This is a genomic window from Vibrio sp. SBT000027, from assembly GCF_963894355.1.
GTDB classification, from domain to species: domain Bacteria; phylum Pseudomonadota; class Gammaproteobacteria; order Enterobacterales; family Vibrionaceae; genus Vibrio; species Vibrio splendidus.
The window spans coordinates 1,348,042-1,369,670 of the sequence record NZ_CAWQGD010000004.1; the positions used below are offsets into that span (position 1 = coordinate 1,348,042).

Annotated in this window: 2 protein-coding genes; both read left to right on the plus strand. The window is 55.8% G+C overall.

What is annotated here, in order from left to right:
• The first annotated feature begins 12 nt into the window (after window positions 1-12).
• The gene (locus tag AACU28_RS15695; protein WP_183091197.1) at window positions 13-12,039 is read left to right on the plus strand and encodes a VCBS domain-containing protein; all 12,027 of its coding nucleotides are present in this window, start codon (window positions 13-15) and stop codon (window positions 12,037-12,039) included.
• Window positions 12,006-21,629 carry a VCBS domain-containing protein gene (locus AACU28_RS15700; RefSeq protein WP_121603198.1) on the plus strand — a complete coding sequence of 3,208 codons (9,624 nt, stop codon included), beginning with the start codon at window positions 12,006-12,008 and terminating at the stop codon, window positions 21,627-21,629. Before AACU28_RS15695 ends, AACU28_RS15700 begins: the two co-directional genes overlap by 34 nt.

Here is a 21,629-nt window from a genome sequence, read left to right on the forward strand (position 1 = left end):
TTAGGGGTTTATATGGACATGACAACATTGAATTTGGGTGGTGCATTAGCACTTGGCCAGCGCATTGTTATCTCGGTAGATGGTACGATTAAAGTCTTAGAAGAAGGCCAACCACTACAAGCAGGGGATGTCGTTCTTGAATCTCAGAACGGGTCCAATGAACCTCAGGTATCGGCAAAACGCTTCTCATCAGAAGAAGGCGAAATTGAGCTCGACCAAGATATTGCGAATATCTTTGCCGCATTAGAAGAAGGTCAAGACCCGACTGAGCTAGGTGAAGAGTTCGCAACGGCAGCTGGTCAAAACGGTTCAAGTTTGGCTTCTAGCGGAACTATTGAACGTGATGGTGAAGAAACCATTCCTGGTACAGAGTTCGTTACTACGGGTTTCGAATCATTGGGCTTATCTCGCACTCAAAGCTTAAGCCTACTTGACGCTTATCGTTCATTGACTGAAGCAGCAACGCCTTTAAACAGCAACCCATCTTTTGTTGACTCAAACAATGCTGAAGCTAGTGACGTCGTCACCTTTACGACAGATGAAGATACACCTGTTAGTGGCACTTTGTCGGCTTCAGACGAAGATGGTGATGATCTGTCATTCAGTAAAGCAACAGAACCATCAAACGGTACTGTCGTTGTCGATGAAAATGGTGATTGGACTTATACCCCCAACGAAAACTACAACGGTAACGATAGCTTTACAGTTGTTGTATCAGACGGCCAAGGCGGCACAGACACAATAACCGTTAATATCGGCGTTACTCCAGTCAATGACTTACCTGTCGGTGAAGATGTCTCTGTCACCACAGATGAAGATACTCCAGTAAGTGGCTCATTGACTGCAACCGATGCAGATAACGATCAGTTAACGTTTAGCAAAGGCACAGAACCGTCGAATGGTTCTGTAGTCGTCGACGAAAATGGCAACTGGACATACACCCCAGATGAGAACTATAACGGCAGCGATAGCTTTACTGTGATTGTGAGCGATGGGCAGGGTGGCACGGATATTATTACTGTTGATGTTGGTGTTGCGGACGTGAATGATGCGCCAGTGGCAAAAGACGCGACTGAAACGACCGAAGAAAACACGGTACTGAACGGCAAGGTGCCAGCGGCCACGGATGTGGACGGTACGGTAGAAAGCTACCAGTTGGTTGATGATGTGACTGAAGGTAACTTGACGTTCAACGATGACGGCAGCTACACGTTCACTCCAGGCAGCGACTTCGATGACTTGCCAGTGAATGATAGTCGTGACGTGACCTTCACATACACCGCGACCGACAACGACACAGGCGTGAGCGAGCCGAAGACCATCACCATGACCATCACGGGCACCAACGACGCGCCAACCATCGCAGGCGATGCGGTCGGTGCGGTGACCGAGGACGATACGCAAACGGTACTGAGCGACACAGGCACCCTGACCATCAGCGATGATGACACAGGCGAGAACGTGTTCCAGACGGGCGTGACACCAAAAGATGACGTGAATGGCGATGCTCCACTGGGCAGCGTCACGATCACGACAGCGGGCGTGTGGACGTACAACGTCGACAACGCGGACGTGAACTACCTGAAAGAAGGTGAGAAGAAAGTCGAAACCTTCACGGTGACGTCGGCAGACGGCACGACTCACGACATCGTGGTGACCATCACGGGCACCAACGACGCGCCAACCATCGCAGGCGATGCGGTCGGTGCGGTGACCGAGGACGATACGCAAACGGTACTGAGCGACACAGGCACCCTGACCATCAGCGATGATGACACAGGCGAGAACGTGTTCCAGACGGGCGTGACACCAAAAGATGACGTGAATGGCGATGCTCCACTGGGCAGCGTCACGATCACGACAGCGGGCGTGTGGACGTACAACGTCGACAACGCGGACGTGAACTACCTGAAAGAAGGTGAGAAGAAAGTCGAAACCTTCACGGTGACGTCGGCAGACGGCACGACTCACGACATCGTGGTGACCATCACGGGCACCAACGACGCGCCAACCATCGCAGGCGATGCGGTCGGTGCGGTGACCGAGGACGATACGCAAACGGTACTGAGCGACACAGGCACCCTGACCATCAGCGATGATGACACAGGCGAGAACGTGTTCCAGACGGGCGTGACACCAAAAGATGACGTGAATGGCGATGCTCCACTGGGCAGCGTCACGATCACGACAGCGGGCGTGTGGACGTACAACGTCGACAACGCGGACGTGAACTACCTGAAAGAAGGTGAGAAGAAAGTCGAAACCTTCACGGTGACGTCGGCAGACGGCACGACTCACGACATCGTGGTGACCATCACGGGCACCAACGACGCGCCAACCATCGCAGGCGATGCGGTCGGTGCGGTGACCGAGGACGATACGCAAACGGTACTGAGCGACACAGGCACCCTGACCATCAGCGATGATGACACAGGCGAGAACGTGTTCCAGACGGGCGTGACACCAAAAGATGACGTGAATGGCGATGCTCCACTGGGCAGCGTCACGATCACGACAGCGGGCGTGTGGACGTACAACGTCGACAACGCGGACGTGAACTACCTGAAAGAAGGTGAGAAGAAAGTCGAAACCTTCACGGTGACGTCGGCAGACGGCACGACTCACGACATCGTGGTGACCATCACGGGCACCAACGACGCGCCAACCATCGCAGGCGATGCGGTCGGTGCGGTGACCGAGGACGATACGCAAACGGTACTGAGCGACACAGGCACCCTGACCATCAGCGATGATGACACAGGCGAGAACGTGTTCCAGACGGGCGTGACACCAAAAGATGACGTGAATGGCGATGCTCCACTGGGCAGCGTCACGATCACGACAGCGGGCGTGTGGACGTACAACGTCGACAACGCGGACGTGAACTACCTGAAAGAAGGTGAGAAGAAAGTCGAAACCTTCACGGTGACGTCGGCAGACGGCACGACTCACGACATCGTGGTGACCATCACGGGCACCAACGACGCGCCAACCATCGCAGGCGATGCGGTCGGTGCGGTGACCGAGGACGATACGCAAACGGTACTGAGCGACACAGGCACCCTGACCATCAGCGATGATGACACAGGCGAGAACGTGTTCCAGACGGGCGTGACACCAAAAGATGACGTGAATGGCGATGCTCCACTGGGCAGCGTCACGATCACGACAGCGGGCGTGTGGACGTACAACGTCGACAACGCGGACGTGAACTACCTGAAAGAAGGTGAGAAGAAAGTCGAAACCTTCACGGTGACGTCGGCAGACGGCACGACTCACGACATCGTGGTGACCATCACGGGCACCAACGACGCGCCAACCATCGCAGGCGATGCGGTCGGTGCGGTGACCGAGGACGATACGCAAACGGTACTGAGCGACACAGGCACCCTGACCATCAGCGATGATGACACAGGCGAGAACGTGTTCCAGACGGGCGTGACACCAAAAGATGACGTGAATGGCGATGCTCCACTGGGCAGCGTCACGATCACGACAGCGGGCGTGTGGACGTACAACGTCGACAACGCGGACGTGAACTACCTGAAAGAAGGTGAGAAGAAAGTCGAAACCTTCACGGTGACGTCGGCAGACGGCACGACTCACGACATCGTGGTGACCATCACGGGCACCAACGACGCGCCAACCATCGCAGGCGATGCGGTCGGTGCGGTGACCGAGGACGATACGCAAACGGTACTGAGCGACACAGGCACCCTGACCATCAGCGATGATGACACAGGCGAGAACGTGTTCCAGACGGGCGTGACACCAAAAGATGACGTGAATGGCGATGCTCCACTGGGCAGCGTCACGATCACGACAGCGGGCGTGTGGACGTACAACGTCGACAACGCGGACGTGAACTACCTGAAAGAAGGTGAGAAGAAAGTCGAAACCTTCACGGTGACGTCGGCAGACGGCACGACTCACGACATCGTGGTGACCATCACGGGCACCAACGACGCGCCAACCATCGCAGGCGATGCGGTCGGTGCGGTGACCGAGGACGATACGCAAACGGTACTGAGCGACACAGGCACCCTGACCATCAGCGATGATGACACAGGCGAGAACGTGTTCCAGACGGGCGTGACACCAAAAGATGACGTGAATGGCGATGCTCCACTGGGCAGCGTCACGATCACGACAGCGGGCGTGTGGACGTACAACGTCGACAACGCGGACGTGAACTACCTGAAAGAAGGTGAGAAGAAAGTCGAAACCTTCACGGTGACGTCGGCAGACGGCACGACTCACGACATCGTGGTGACCATCACGGGCACCAACGACGCGCCAACCATCGCAGGCGATGCGGTCGGTGCGGTGACCGAGGACGATACGCAAACGGTACTGAGCGACACAGGCACCCTGACCATCAGCGATGATGACACAGGCGAGAACGTGTTCCAGACGGGCGTGACACCAAAAGATGACGTGAATGGCGATGCTCCACTGGGCAGCGTCACGATCACGACAGCGGGCGTGTGGACGTACAACGTCGACAACGCGGACGTGAACTACCTGAAAGAAGGTGAGAAGAAAGTCGAAACCTTCACGGTGACGTCGGCAGACGGCACGACTCACGACATCGTGGTGACCATCACGGGCACCAACGACGCGCCAACCATCGCAGGCGATGCGGTCGGTGCGGTGACCGAGGACGATACGCAAACGGTACTGAGCGACACAGGCACCCTGACCATCAGCGATGATGACACAGGCGAGAACGTGTTCCAGACGGGCGTGACACCAAAAGATGACGTGAATGGCGATGCTCCACTGGGCAGCGTCACGATCACGACAGCGGGCGTGTGGACGTACAACGTCGACAACGCGGACGTGAACTACCTGAAAGAAGGTGAGAAGAAAGTCGAAACCTTCACGGTGACGTCGGCAGACGGCACGACTCACGACATCGTGGTGACCATCACGGGCACCAACGACGCGCCAACCATCGCAGGCGATGCGGTCGGTGCGGTGACCGAGGACGATACGCAAACGGTACTGAGCGACACAGGCACCCTGACCATCAGCGATGATGACACAGGCGAGAACGTGTTCCAGACGGGCGTGACACCAAAAGATGACGTGAATGGCGATGCTCCACTGGGCAGCGTCACGATCACGACAGCGGGCGTGTGGACGTACAACGTCGACAACGCGGACGTGAACTACCTGAAAGAAGGTGAGAAGAAAGTCGAAACCTTCACGGTGACGTCGGCAGACGGCACGACTCACGACATCGTGGTGACCATCACGGGCACCAACGACGCGCCAACCATCGCAGGCGATGCGGTCGGTGCGGTGACCGAGGACGATACGCAAACGGTACTGAGCGACACAGGCACCCTGACCATCAGCGATGATGACACAGGCGAGAACGTGTTCCAGACGGGCGTGACACCAAAAGATGACGTGAATGGCGATGCTCCACTGGGCAGCGTCACGATCACGACAGCGGGCGTGTGGACGTACAACGTCGACAACGCGGACGTGAACTACCTGAAAGAAGGTGAGAAGAAAGTCGAAACCTTCACGGTGACGTCGGCAGACGGCACGACTCACGACATCGTGGTGACCATCACGGGCACCAACGACGCGCCAACCATCGCAGGCGATGCGGTCGGTGCGGTGACCGAGGACGATACGCAAACGGTACTGAGCGACACAGGCACCCTGACCATCAGCGATGATGACACAGGCGAGAACGTGTTCCAGACGGGCGTGACACCAAAAGATGACGTGAATGGCGATGCTCCACTGGGCAGCGTCACGATCACGACAGCGGGCGTGTGGACGTACAACGTCGACAACGCGGACGTGAACTACCTGAAAGAAGGTGAGAAGAAAGTCGAAACCTTCACGGTGACGTCGGCAGACGGCACGACTCACGACATCGTGGTGACCATCACGGGCACCAACGACGCGCCAACCATCGCAGGCGATGCGGTCGGTGCGGTGACCGAGGACGATACGCAAACGGTACTGAGCGACACAGGCACCCTGACCATCAGCGATGATGACACAGGCGAGAACGTGTTCCAGACGGGCGTGACACCAAAAGATGACGTGAATGGCGATGCTCCACTGGGCAGCGTCACGATCACGACAGCGGGCGTGTGGACGTACAACGTCGACAACGCGGACGTGAACTACCTGAAAGAAGGTGAGAAGAAAGTCGAAACCTTCACGGTGACGTCGGCAGACGGCACGACTCACGACATCGTGGTGACCATCACGGGCACCAACGACGCGCCAACCATCGCAGGCGATGCGGTCGGTGCGGTGACCGAGGACGATACGCAAACGGTACTGAGCGACACAGGCACCCTGACCATCAGCGATGATGACACAGGCGAGAACGTGTTCCAGACGGGCGTGACACCAAAAGATGACGTGAATGGCGATGCTCCACTGGGCAGCGTCACGATCACGACAGCGGGCGTGTGGACGTACAACGTCGACAACGCGGACGTGAACTACCTGAAAGAAGGTGAGAAGAAAGTCGAAACCTTCACGGTGACGTCGGCAGACGGCACGACTCACGACATCGTGGTGACCATCACGGGCACCAACGACGCGCCAACCATCGCAGGCGATGCGGTCGGTGCGGTGACCGAGGACGATACGCAAACGGTACTGAGCGACACAGGCACCCTGACCATCAGCGATGATGACACAGGCGAGAACGTGTTCCAGACGGGCGTGACACCAAAAGATGACGTGAATGGCGATGCTCCACTGGGCAGCGTCACGATCACGACAGCGGGCGTGTGGACGTACAACGTCGACAACGCGGACGTGAACTACCTGAAAGAAGGTGAGAAGAAAGTCGAAACCTTCACGGTGACGTCGGCAGACGGCACGACTCACGACATCGTGGTGACCATCACGGGCACCAACGACGCGCCAACCATCGCAGGCGATGCGGTCGGTGCGGTGACCGAGGACGATACGCAAACGGTACTGAGCGACACAGGCACCCTGACCATCAGCGATGATGACACAGGCGAGAACGTGTTCCAGACGGGCGTGACACCAAAAGATGACGTGAATGGCGATGCTCCACTGGGCAGCGTCACGATCACGACAGCGGGCGTGTGGACGTACAACGTCGACAACGCGGACGTGAACTACCTGAAAGAAGGTGAGAAGAAAGTCGAAACCTTCACGGTGACGTCGGCAGACGGCACGACTCACGACATCGTGGTGACCATCACGGGCACCAACGACGCGCCAACCATCGCAGGCGATGCGGTCGGTGCGGTGACCGAGGACGATACGCAAACGGTACTGAGCGACACAGGCACCCTGACCATCAGCGATGATGACACAGGCGAGAACGTGTTCCAGACGGGCGTGACACCAAAAGATGACGTGAATGGCGATGCTCCACTGGGCAGCGTCACGATCACGACAGCGGGCGTGTGGACGTACAACGTCGACAACGCGGACGTGAACTACCTGAAAGAAGGTGAGAAGAAAGTCGAAACCTTCACGGTGACGTCGGCAGACGGCACGACTCACGACATCGTGGTGACCATCACGGGCACCAACGACGCGCCAACCATCGCAGGCGATGCGGTCGGTGCGGTGACCGAGGACGATACGCAAACGGTACTGAGCGACACAGGCACCCTGACCATCAGCGATGATGACACAGGCGAGAACGTGTTCCAGACGGGCGTGACACCAAAAGATGACGTGAATGGCGATGCTCCACTGGGCAGCGTCACGATCACGACAGCGGGCGTGTGGACGTACAACGTCGACAACGCGGACGTGAACTACCTGAAAGAAGGTGAGAAGAAAGTCGAAACCTTCACGGTGACGTCGGCAGACGGCACGACTCACGACATCGTGGTGACCATCACGGGCACCAACGACGCGCCAACCATCGCAGGCGATGCGGTCGGTGCGGTGACCGAGGACGATACGCAAACGGTACTGAGCGACACAGGCACCCTGACCATCAGCGATGATGACACAGGCGAGAACGTGTTCCAGACGGGCGTGACACCAAAAGATGACGTGAATGGCGATGCTCCACTGGGCAGCGTCACGATCACGACAGCGGGCGTGTGGACGTACAACGTCGACAACGCGGACGTGAACTACCTGAAAGAAGGTGAGAAGAAAGTCGAAACCTTCACGGTGACGTCGGCAGACGGCACGACTCACGACATCGTGGTGACCATCACGGGCACCAACGACGCGCCAACCATCGCAGGCGATGCGGTCGGTGCGGTGACCGAGGACGATACGCAAACGGTACTGAGCGACACAGGCACCCTGACCATCAGCGATGATGACACAGGCGAGAACGTGTTCCAGACGGGCGTGACACCAAAAGATGACGTGAATGGCGATGCTCCACTGGGCAGCGTCACGATCACGACAGCGGGCGTGTGGACGTACAACGTCGACAACGCGGACGTGAACTACCTGAAAGAAGGTGAGAAGAAAGTCGAAACCTTCACGGTGACGTCGGCAGACGGCACGACTCACGACATCGTGGTGACCATCACGGGCACCAACGACGCGCCAACCATCGCAGGCGATGCGGTCGGTGCGGTGACCGAGGACGATACGCAAACGGTACTGAGCGACACAGGCACCCTGACCATCAGCGATGATGACACAGGCGAGAACGTGTTCCAGACGGGCGTGACACCAAAAGATGACGTGAATGGCGATGCTCCACTGGGCAGCGTCACGATCACGACAGCGGGCGTGTGGACGTACAACGTCGACAACGCGGACGTGAACTACCTGAAAGAAGGTGAGAAGAAAGTCGAAACCTTCACGGTGACGTCGGCAGACGGCACGACTCACGACATCGTGGTGACCATCACGGGCACCAACGACGCGCCAACCATCGCAGGCGATGCGGTCGGTGCGGTGACCGAGGACGATACGCAAACGGTACTGAGCGACACAGGCACCCTGACCATCAGCGATGATGACACAGGCGAGAACGTGTTCCAGACGGGCGTGACACCAAAAGATGACGTGAATGGCGATGCTCCACTGGGCAGCGTCACGATCACGACAGCGGGCGTGTGGACGTACAACGTCGACAACGCGGACGTGAACTACCTGAAAGAAGGTGAGAAGAAAGTCGAAACCTTCACGGTGACGTCGGCAGACGGCACGACTCACGACATCGTGGTGACCATCACGGGCACCAACGACGCGCCAACCATCGCAGGCGATGCGGTCGGTGCGGTGACCGAGGACGATACGCAAACGGTACTGAGCGACACAGGCACCCTGACCATCAGCGATGATGACACAGGCGAGAACGTGTTCCAGACGGGCGTGACACCAAAAGATGACGTGAATGGCGATGCTCCACTGGGCAGCGTCACGATCACGACAGCGGGCGTGTGGACGTACAACGTCGACAACGCGGACGTGAACTACCTGAAAGAAGGTGAGAAGAAAGTCGAAACCTTCACGGTGACGTCGGCAGACGGCACGACTCACGACATCGTGGTGACCATCACGGGCACCAACGACGCGCCAACCATCGCAGGCGATGCGGTCGGTGCGGTGACCGAGGACGATACGCAAACGGTACTGAGCGACACAGGCACCCTGACCATCAGCGATGATGACACAGGCGAGAACGTGTTCCAGACGGGCGTGACACCAAAAGATGACGTGAATGGCGATGCTCCACTGGGCAGCGTCACGATCACGACAGCGGGCGTGTGGACGTACAACGTCGACAACGCGGACGTGAACTACCTGAAAGAAGGTGAGAAGAAAGTCGAAACCTTCACGGTGACGTCGGCAGACGGCACGACTCACGACATCGTGGTGACCATCACGGGCACCAACGACGCGCCAACCATCGCAGGCGATGCGGTCGGTGCGGTGACCGAGGACGATACGCAAACGGTACTGAGCGACACAGGCACCCTGACCATCAGCGATGATGACACAGGCGAGAACGTGTTCCAGACGGGCGTGACACCAAAAGATGACGTGAATGGCGATGCTCCACTGGGCAGCGTCACGATCACGACAGCGGGCGTGTGGACGTACAACGTCGACAACGCGGACGTGAACTACCTGAAAGAAGGTGAGAAGAAAGTCGAAACCTTCACGGTGACGTCGGCAGACGGCACGACTCACGACATCGTGGTGACCATCACGGGCACCAACGACGCGCCAACCATCGCAGGCGATGCGGTCGGTGCGGTGACCGAGGACGATACGCAAACGGTACTGAGCGACACAGGCACCCTGACCATCAGCGATGATGACACAGGCGAGAACGTGTTCCAGACGGGCGTGACACCAAAAGATGACGTGAATGGCGATGCTCCACTGGGCAGCGTCACGATCACGACAGCGGGCGTGTGGACGTACAACGTCGACAACGCGGACGTGAACTACCTGAAAGAAGGTGAGAAGAAAGTCGAAACCTTCACGGTGACGTCGGCAGACGGCACGACTCACGACATCGTGGTGACCATCACGGGCACCAACGACGCGCCAACCATCGCAGGCGATGCGGTCGGTGCGGTGACCGAGGACGATACGCAAACGGTACTGAGCGACACAGGCACCCTGACCATCAGCGATGATGACACAGGCGAGAACGTGTTCCAGACGGGCGTGACACCAAAAGATGACGTGAATGGCGATGCTCCACTGGGCAGCGTCACGATCACGACAGCGGGCGTGTGGACGTACAACGTCGACAACGCGGACGTGAACTACCTGAAAGAAGGTGAGAAGAAAGTCGAAACCTTCACGGTGACGTCGGCAGACGGCACGACTCACGACATCGTGGTGACCATCACGGGCACCAACGACGCGCCAACCATCGCAGGCGATGCGGTCGGTGCGGTGACCGAGGACGATACGCAAACGGTACTGAGCGACACAGGCACCCTGACCATCAGCGATGATGACACAGGCGAGAACGTGTTCCAGACGGGCGTGACACCAAAAGATGACGTGAATGGCGATGCTCCACTGGGCAGCGTCACGATCACGACAGCGGGCGTGTGGACGTACAACGTCGACAACGCGGACGTGAACTACCTGAAAGAAGGTGAGAAGAAAGTCGAAACCTTCACGGTGACGTCGGCAGACGGCACGACTCACGACATCGTGGTGACCATCACGGGCACCAACGACGCGCCAACCATCGCAGGCGATGCGGTCGGTGCGGTGACCGAGGACGATACGCAAACGGTACTGAGCGACACAGGCACCCTGACCATCAGCGATGATGACACAGGCGAGAACGTGTTCCAGACGGGCGTGACACCAAAAGATGACGTGAATGGCGATGCTCCACTGGGCAGCGTCACGATCACGACAGCGGGCGTGTGGACGTACAACGTCGACAACGCGGACGTGAACTACCTGAAAGAAGGTGAGAAGAAAGTCGAAACCTTCACGGTGACGTCGGCAGACGGCACGACTCACGACATCGTGGTGACCATCACGGGCACCAACGACGCGCCAACCATCGCAGGCGATGCGGTCGGTGCGGTGACCGAGGACGATACGCAAACGGTACTGAGCGACACAGGCACCCTGACCATCAGCGATGATGACACAGGCGAGAACGTGTTCCAGACGGGCGTGACACCAAAAGATGACGTGAATGGCGATGCTCCACTGGGCAGCGTCACGATCACGACAGCGGGCGTGTGGACGTACAACGTCGACAACGCGGACGTGAACTACCTGAAAGAAGGTGAGAAGAAAGTCGAAACCTTCACGGTGACGTCGGCAGACGGCACGACTCACGACATCGTGGTGACCATCACGGGCACCAACGACGCGCCAACCATCGCAGGCGATGCGGTCGGTGCGGTGACCGAGGACGATACGCAAACGGTACTGAGCGACACAGGCACCCTGACCATCAGCGATGATGACACAGGCGAGAACGTGTTCCAGACGGGCGTGACACCAAAAGATGACGTGAATGGCGATGCTCCACTGGGCAGCGTCACGATCACGACAGCGGCGTGTGGACGTACAACGTCGACAACGCGGACGTGAACTACCTGAAAGAAGGTGAGAAGAAAGTCGAAACCTTCACGGTGACGTCGGCAGACGGCACGACTCACGACATCGTGGTGACCATCACGGGCACCAACGACGCGCCAACCATCGCAGGCGATGCGGTCGGTGCGGTGACCGAGGACGATACGCAAACGGTACTGAGCGACACAGGCACCCTGACCATCAGCGATGATGACACAGGCGAGAACGTGTTCCAGACGGGCGTGACACCAAAAGATGACGTGAATGGCGATGCTCCACTGGGCAGCGTCACGATCACGACAGCGGGCGTGTGGACGTACAACGTCGACAACGCGGACGTGAACTACCTGAAAGAAGGTGAGAAGAAAGTCGAAACCTTCACGGTGACGTCGGCAGACGGCACGACTCACGACATCGTGGTGACCATCACGGGCACCAACGACGCGCCAACCATCGCAGGCGATGCGGTCGGTGCGGTGACCGAGGACGATACGCAAACGGTACTGAGCGACACAGGCACCCTGACCATCAGCGATGATGACACAGGCGAGAACGTGTTCCAGACGGGCGTGACACCAAAAGATGACGTGAATGGCGATGCTCCACTGGGCAGCGTCACGATCACGACAGCGGGCGTGTGGACGTACAACGTCGACAACGCGGACGTGAACTACCTGAAAGAAGGTGAGAAGAAAGTCGAAACCTTCACGGTGACGTCGGCAGACGGCACGACTCACGACATCGTGGTGACCATCACGGGCACCAACGACGCGCCAACCATCGCAGGCGATGCGGTCGGTGCGGTGACCGAGGACGATACGCAAACGGTACTGAGCGACACAGGCACCCTGACCATCAGCGATGATGACACAGGCGAGAACGTGTTCCAGACGGGCGTGACACCAAAAGATGACGTGAATGGCGATGCTCCACTGGGCAGCGTCACGATCACGACAGCGGGCGTGTGGACGTACAACGTCGACAACGCGGACGTGAACTACCTGAAAGAAGGTGAGAAGAAAGTCGAAACCTTCACGGTGACGTCGGCAGACGGCACGACTCACGACATCGTGGTGACCATCACGGGCACCAACGACGCGCCAACCATCGCAGGCGATGCGGTCGGTGCGGTGACCGAGGACGATACGCAAACGGTACTGAGCGACACAGGCACCCTGACCATCAGCGATGATGACACAGGCGAGAACGTGTTCCAGACGGGCGTGACACCAAAAGATGACGTGAATGGCGATGCTCCACTGGGCAGCGTCACGATCACGACAGCGGGCGTGTGGACGTACAACGTCGACAACGCGGACGTGAACTACCTGAAAGAAGGTGAGAAGAAAGTCGAAACCTTCACGGTGACGTCGGCAGACGGCACGACTCACGACATCGTGGTGACCATCACGGGCACCAACGACGCGCCAACCATCGCAGGCGATGCGGTCGGTGCGGTGACCGAGGACGATACGCAAACGGTACTGAGCGACACAGGCACCCTGACCATCAGCGATGATGACACAGGCGAGAACGTGTTCCAGACGGGCGTGACACCAAAAGATGACGTGAATGGCGATGCTCCACTGGGCAGCGTCACGATCACGACAGCGGGCGTGTGGACGTACAACGTCGACAACGCGGACGTGAACTACCTGAAAGAAGGTGAGAAGAAAGTCGAAACCTTCACGGTGACGTCGGCAGACGGCACGACTCACGACATCGTGGTGACCATCACGGGCACCAACGACGCGCCAACCATCGCAGGCGATGCGGTCGGTGCGGTGACCGAGGACGATACGCAAACGGTACTGAGCGACACAGGCACCCTGACCATCAGCGATGATGACACAGGCGAGAACGTGTTCCAGACGGGCGTGACACCAAAAGATGACGTGAATGGCGATGCTCCACTGGGCAGCGTCACGATCACGACAGCGGGCGTGTGGACGTACAACGTCGACAACGCGGACGTGAACTACCTGAAAGAAGGTGAGAAGAAAGTCGAAACCTTCACGGTGACGTCGGCAGACGGCACGACTCACGACATCGTGGTGACCATCACGGGCACCAACGACGCGCCAACCATCGCAGGCGATGCGGTCGGTGCGGTGACCGAGGACGATACGCAAACGGTACTGAGCGACACAGGCACCCTGACCATCAGCGATGATGACACAGGCGAGAACGTGTTCCAGACGGGCGTGACACCAAAAGATGACGTGAATGGCGATGCTCCACTGGGCAGCGTCACGATCACGACAGCGGGCGTGTGGACGTACAACGTCGACAACGCGGACGTGAACTACCTGAAAGAAGGTGAGAAGAAAGTCGAAACCTTCACGGTGACGTCGGCAGACGGCACGACTCACGACATCGTGGTGACCATCACGGGCACCAACGACGCGCCAACCATCGCAGGCGATGCGGTCGGTGCGGTGACCGAGGACGATACGCAAACGGTACTGAGCGACACAGGCACCCTGACCATCAGCGATGATGACACAGGCGAGAACGTGTTCCAGACGGGCGTGACACCAAAAGATGACGTGAATGGCGATGCTCCACTGGGCAGCGTCACGATCACGACAGCGGGCGTGTGGACGTACAACGTCGACAACGCGGACGTGAACTACCTGAAAGAAGGTGAGAAGAAAGTCGAAACCTTCACGGTGACGTCGGCAGACGGCACGACTCACGACATCGTGGTGACCATCACGGGCACCAACGACGCGCCAACCATCGCAGGCGATGCGGTCGGTGCGGTGACCGAGGACGATACGCAAACGGTACTGAGCGACACAGGCACCCTGACCATCAGCGATGATGACACAGGCGAGAACGTGTTCCAGACGGGCGTGACACCAAAAGATGACGTGAATGGCGATGCTCCACTGGGCAGCGTCACGATCACGACAGCGGGCGTGTGGACGTACAACGTCGACAACGCGGACGTGAACTACCTGAAAGAAGGTGAGAAGAAAGTCGAAACCTTCACGGTGACGTCGGCAGACGGCACGACTCACGACATCGTGGTGACCATCACGGGCACCAACGACGCGCCAACCATCGCAGGCGATGCGGTCGGTGCGGTGACCGAGGACGATACGCAAACGGTACTGAGCGACACAGGCACCCTGACCATCAGCGATGATGACACAGGCGAGAACGTGTTCCAGACGGGCGTGACACCAAAAGATGACGTGAATGGCGATGCTCCACTGGGCAGCGTCACGATCACGACAGCGGGCGTGTGGACGTACAACGTCGACAACGCGGACGTGAACTACCTGAAAGAAGGTGAGAAGAAAGTCGAAACCTTCACGGTGACGTCGGCAGACGGCACGACTCACGACATCGTGGTGACCATCACGGGCACCAACGACGCGCCAACCATCGCAGGCGATGCGGTCGGTGCGGTGACCGAGGACGATACGCAAACGGTACTGAGCGACACAGGCACCCTGACCATCAGCGATGATGACACAGGCGAGAACGTGTTCCAGACGGGCGTGACACCAAAAGATGACGTGAATGGCGATGCTCCACTGGGCAGCGTCACGATCACGACAGCGGGCGTGTGGACGTACAACGTCGACAACGCGGACGTGAACTACCTGAAAGAAGGTGAGAAGAAAGTCGAAACCTTCACGGTGACGTCGGCAGACGGCACGACTCACGACATCGTGGTGACCATCACGGGCACCAACGACGCGCCAACCATCGCAGGCGATGCGGTCGGTGCGGTGACCGAGGACGATACGCAAACGGTACTGAGCGACACAGGCACCCTGACCATCAGCGATGATGACACAGGCGAGAACGTGTTCCAGACGGGCGTGACACCAAAAGATGACGTGAATGGCGATGCTCCACTGGGCAGCGTCACGATCACGACAGCGGGCGTGTGGACGTACAACGTCGACAACGCGGACGTGAACTACCTGAAAGAAGGTGAGAAGAAAGTCGAAACCTTCACGGTGACGTCGGCAGACGGCACGACTCACGACATCGTGGTGACCATCACGGGCACCAACGACGCGCCAACCATCGCAGGCGATGCGGTCGGTGCGGTGACCGAGGACGATACGCAAACGGTACTGAGCGACACAGGCACCCTGACCATCAGCGATGATGACACAGGCGAGAACGTGTTCCAGACGGGCGTGACACCAAAAGATGACGTGAATGGCGATGCTCCACTGGGCAGCGTCACGATCACGACAGCGGGCGTGTGGACGTACAACGTCGACAACGCGGACGTGAACTACCTGAAAGAAGGTGAGAAGAAAGTCGAAACCTTCACGGTGACGTCGGCAGACGGCACGACTCACGACATCGTGGTGACCATCACGGGCACCAACGACGCGCCAACCATCGCAGGCGATGCGGTCGGTGCGGTGACCGAGGACGATACGCAAACGGTACTGAGCGACACAGGCACCCTGACCATCAGCGATGATGACACAGGCGAGAACGTGTTCCAGACGGGCGTGACACCAAAAGATGACGTGAATGGCGATGCTCCACTGGGCAGCGTCACGATCACGACAGCGGGCGTGTGGACGTACAACGTCGACAACGCGGACGTGAACTACCTGAAAGAAGGTGAGAAGAAAGTCGAAACCTTCACGGTGACGTCGGCAGACGGCACGACTCACGACATCGTGGTGACCATCACGGGCACCAACGACGCGCCAACCATCGCAGGCGATGCGGTCGGTGCGGTGACCGAGGACGATACGCAAACGGTACTGAGCGACACAGGCACCCTGACCATCAGCGATGATGACACAGGCGAGAACGTGTTCCAGACGGGCGTGACACCAAAAGATGACGTGAATGGCGATGCTCCACTGGGCAGCGTCACGATCACGACAGCGGGCGTGTGGACGTACAACGTCGACAACGCGGACGTGAACTACCTGAAAGAAGGTGAGAAGAAAGTCGAAACCTTCACGGTGACGTCGGCAGACGGCACGACTCACGACATCGTGGTGACCATCACGGGCACCAACGACGCGCCAACCATCGCAGGCGATGCGGTCGGTGCGGTGACCGAGGACGATACGCAAACGGTACTGAGCGACACAGGCACCCTGACCATCAGCGATGATGACACAGGCGAGAACGTGTTCCAGACGGGCGTGACACCAAAAGATGACGTGAATGGCGATGCTCCACTGGGCAGCGTCACGATCACGACAGCGGGCGTGTGGACGTACAACGTCGACAACGCGGACGTGAACTACCTGAAAGAAGGTGAGAAGAAAGTCGAAACCTTCACGGTGACGTCGGCAGACGGCACGACTCACGACATCGTGGTGACCATCACGGGCACCAACGACGCGCCAACCATCGCAGGCGATGCGGTCGGTGCGGTGACCGAGGACGATACGCAAACGGTACTGAGCGACACAGGCACCCTGACCATCAGCGATGATGACACAGGCGAGAACGTGTTCCAGACGGGCGTGACACCAAAAGATGACGTGAATGGCGATGCTCCACTGGGCAGCGTCACGATCACGACAGCGGGCGTGTGGACGTACAACGTCGACAACGCGGACGTGAACTACCTGAAAGAAGGTGAGAAGAAAGTCGAAACCTTCACGGTGACGTCGGCAGACGGCACGACTCACGACATCGTGGTGACCATCACGGGCACCAACGACGCGCCAACCATCGCAGGCGATGCGGTCGGTGCGGTGACCGAGGACGATACGCAAACGGTACTGAGCGACACAGGCACCCTGACCATCAGCGATGATGACACAGGCGAGAACGTGTTCCAGACGGGCGTGACACCAAAAGATGACGTGAATGGCGATGCTCCACTGGGCAGCGTCACGATCACGACAGCGGGCGTGTGGACGTACAACGTCGACAACGCGGACGTGAACTACCTGAAAGAAGGTGAGAAGAAAGTCGAAACCTTCACGGTGACGTCGGCAGACGGCACGACTCACGACATCGTGGTGACCATCACGGGCACCAACGACGCGCCAAAAGCCAGGAACTTCACCGAAACCACAATTGATAGCGCAACTTCGGTTGACTTTGCTCCTCACACTAGTGACGAAGAAGATGATGCTGCTGGCGTTGAGACTTCGGTTATTGTTGAAAGCGGTCCTATTTTCGGTACTTTGTATGAAGTAGCGGACGATGGAACGAAAACAGAAGTTGTCATTGGTCAAGAGTATGGCGATTCAGACAACTTTGAATATGTTGTCGATGCAAATATTGCCGAGCAGCTTAGTTTTAGTGCGTCAGATCTTTCATCACTAATTGACACTTCGAATGGAAGTACATCAATCGGTTACTTCAACGACCTAGTTTCTATTTCAGCCGGAACTTATACTGGTAATTCCCCAGTAGGTAATGACGTAGTGAGTAATCCAGGGGTTTACCTAAATTACGATGACTATAGAGTAGAAGATGGCTTTGGCGTCTCAACCAGTAAGAGCGGTCAAAGTGAGTTAGACGTTACATCAAAAGAATTTATTTCTGTTGATTTTGGAAATAGTGGCGCCGAAATTTTGTCTGCTAATTTAGAATTTGGAAGCGTTTTTGGTAACTACAACGCTAACAGTAGTGCAGATGGTGAAATTAATGTCGTTGCACTAGACGCATCTGGCAATGTTGTTGGGACATTTAACTTTAATACTGAAAACACTTCAAATTCTGGTAATGAATATACGCTTTCTATAGACGGTAATGGCAACTCTATAGTTAATGTATCTATCCCAGATGGCAATGGTGGATTCATACCATTTACAGAGTTAAGAGTCTTTACTACCCAAGATGGCTCCGCTAATCCAAATAGAAATTCAAATATTACTTTTAAAGGCGTAGACGTAGTGGACGCCAAAGTAACCGAGACTATTGATTATAAATCGGAAGACTCTACTGATTTAGAGAGTGCGTCAGCACAGGTAACGATCGTTACGGATTCAATAGTAAAACCGTCACCAGAGGTTACGAGTGTTTCTCGAGATGTTTCTGAAGATTTTGATTCAGTACAAACTGTTTCTGGCAATATAGAGGTTTTATACGCGGATAGTATAGTTTTAGAAGAGCCTTCTGAGAGTTATACATCAGCGGGACAAAATATCACTTGGTCTTCATCAAACGGTGGCCAAACCTTAATTGGTAGTGCGAATGGCCTAGCAGTGATTACGGCAATTATCGATGATGTTGGGAATTACTCTGTGACTCTCAATGGGCCGGTCGATCATTTGGACGCCAATGTTCCATTAGACGAAATGTCCATTGCTATTGGGATCGTTGCAAGTAACGAAACTGGTACTCAAACCGGATCTATTTCTCTAACTATCGATGATGATGTTCCTGTCGCTCAGCCGATTATTAATGACTTACAACCCTCAGCAAAAGCTGGTGCAAACGTCCAGCTTATCTTGGATGTATCCGGCTCTATGGCGTGGGATTCAGTTACGGGTCAAAGCACTATTACGAACGAGTCTAGATTGTCGATTATGCAAGACGCAGCTAAACAGTTGCTCGCTGAGTATCAAAGCTTAGGTATTACACAAGTCCAAGTTGTTACCTTCTCAAGTAGTTCAGATGCTCAGAACGGAGCAAATGGCAGTAGCTGGATGTCTGTTTCTGAGGCTATTGACGTTATCGATAATTTGTCTGCAGGCGGGGGCACTTATTACGACACTGCACTAGATGCTGCAATGGCTCATTGGGACGACTCGGGCAAAGTCGATGGTAATCCTTCTAATATCACGTATTTCTTGTCGGATGGCTCTCCGAATTCAGGAGGAACTTTGAGTTCTTCAGAGAAAACTGAGTGGGAAGATTTTGTTGATGCTAAGGATATCACTGCGCTTGCTTACGGTATGGGCGAGGCGGTTCCAATATCTTACCTAGAAGATATTGCTTATAACGGTGCAACAGACAGTGAAATAGGAGCCGTTGTTGTTCCTGATATTACTCAGCTTCCACCAATCATTCTTCAATCGGTTGTTGATCCTATTTCAGGTGAGGTTGTGAACGACGGCAGCAACGGTTCTATTAGCGGTTTTGGAGCTGATGGTGGTTACGTCTCTGAAGTGAAATATGGAGGAACAACCGTTTCTTATGATGGTAGTACAGTATCTGTTTCAGGTTTGGAATCAGGGGTTAGCACTGCGATAGACGGTAGCGAAATATCGATTTTTATCGACAATAGTCACACGTTAGTTTTAGACATGGCTACAGGGTCTTACCAATTCTTCGCTGCTGTTGTTGATAGCGATATTTCGTTAGATTTTGATTATGAACTATCGGACTTAGATGGCGATACGAGCAATAGCAGTATGACCTTTAATATCCAAGCTCCAGTGCTCGATGCTAATGATGACGTGACATCAACTATTGAGTTGGTTCCTGTTTTGATTGATGTGCTAGCGAATGATTACAACCCACATGCATTGACTTCAGCTTTGATGTTATCCAGTGTGGCTTTGGTCAATCCAGCTTTAGGCCAAGTATCAATTGTCGATGGTAAAGTTTTGTTTGTACCAAACGATAGCGCTAGTGCTGGTGACATAGTGGAAATTTCGTACACAGCTACCGATAAGAATGGTAATAGTGATACAGCTACTATGTCAGTTACGATGACAGGGCACAGCGGAAACATCATATCTGATGGAGTAGGTATCAATGCGGTTTATATGCCTCAAGGGACCGTTTCAAGTAACCATGGCGATGATTGGCAAAGTCAGCCCGAACCATCTATAACCGTTAACGGTATTAAAGTTGAACGCGGCCAGCAAAGCCCTTCACTTACTGATGCCGCGGATTTGATTGTTACCGGTGGTGATAATGACCATGTAGAAGGTGCTGATTTTGATGACATTATCCATCTTGGCGATAGTGGCAGCAATGCGGCATTTGATTTGCAGGATGCTACAGAGTTCGTTGAACTGGATGTCGACGATATTTACCAAGGGAACAATGAGGACGGTACTCTTGAATCTCCGTACGTAGCGCCAAGCTGGGCTGATGTAGGTCAAGGTGGTGCTGGAAATGATGTGATTTTAGGTGAGTCTGGCATAGATTTGATTTCTGGCGGTTCTGGAAATGACTATCTAGATGGTGGCTCAGAAAATGATTACATTCGTGCCGGTAGCGGTAATGATATTGTTATTGGTGGCGCAGGAGACGATCATTTGAGAGGTGAGGATGGTAATGACATCCTGATTGGTGGCCTCGGAGATGATATTTTAACCGGGGATGACGGTGATGACTTGTTCCTGTGGGTTGACCAGCCATTCCAAGGTGATGTTGATACTATTAGCGACTTCGCTCTAGGTGAAGATCACTTAGATATCTCTCAATTGCTACCAACTGAGAATAATATGTCGGATCTTCTAGAACACATCGCTATTGAAAAAGTCGATAACGGGGGTGGTGATAAAGATTTGGTTATCACTATCTCTGAAGATGCAAGTAATAGCAGTCAGACACAAACGATTGTACTCGATAATACGGGGAATCAGTTTGACTCTGTGAATGCTCAAGGTGATGGTAGTGTGATAAGCAGTGATTTGAGTAACTTGGTTAATCAACTCTTTGTGAACTTACCAGACCAATAA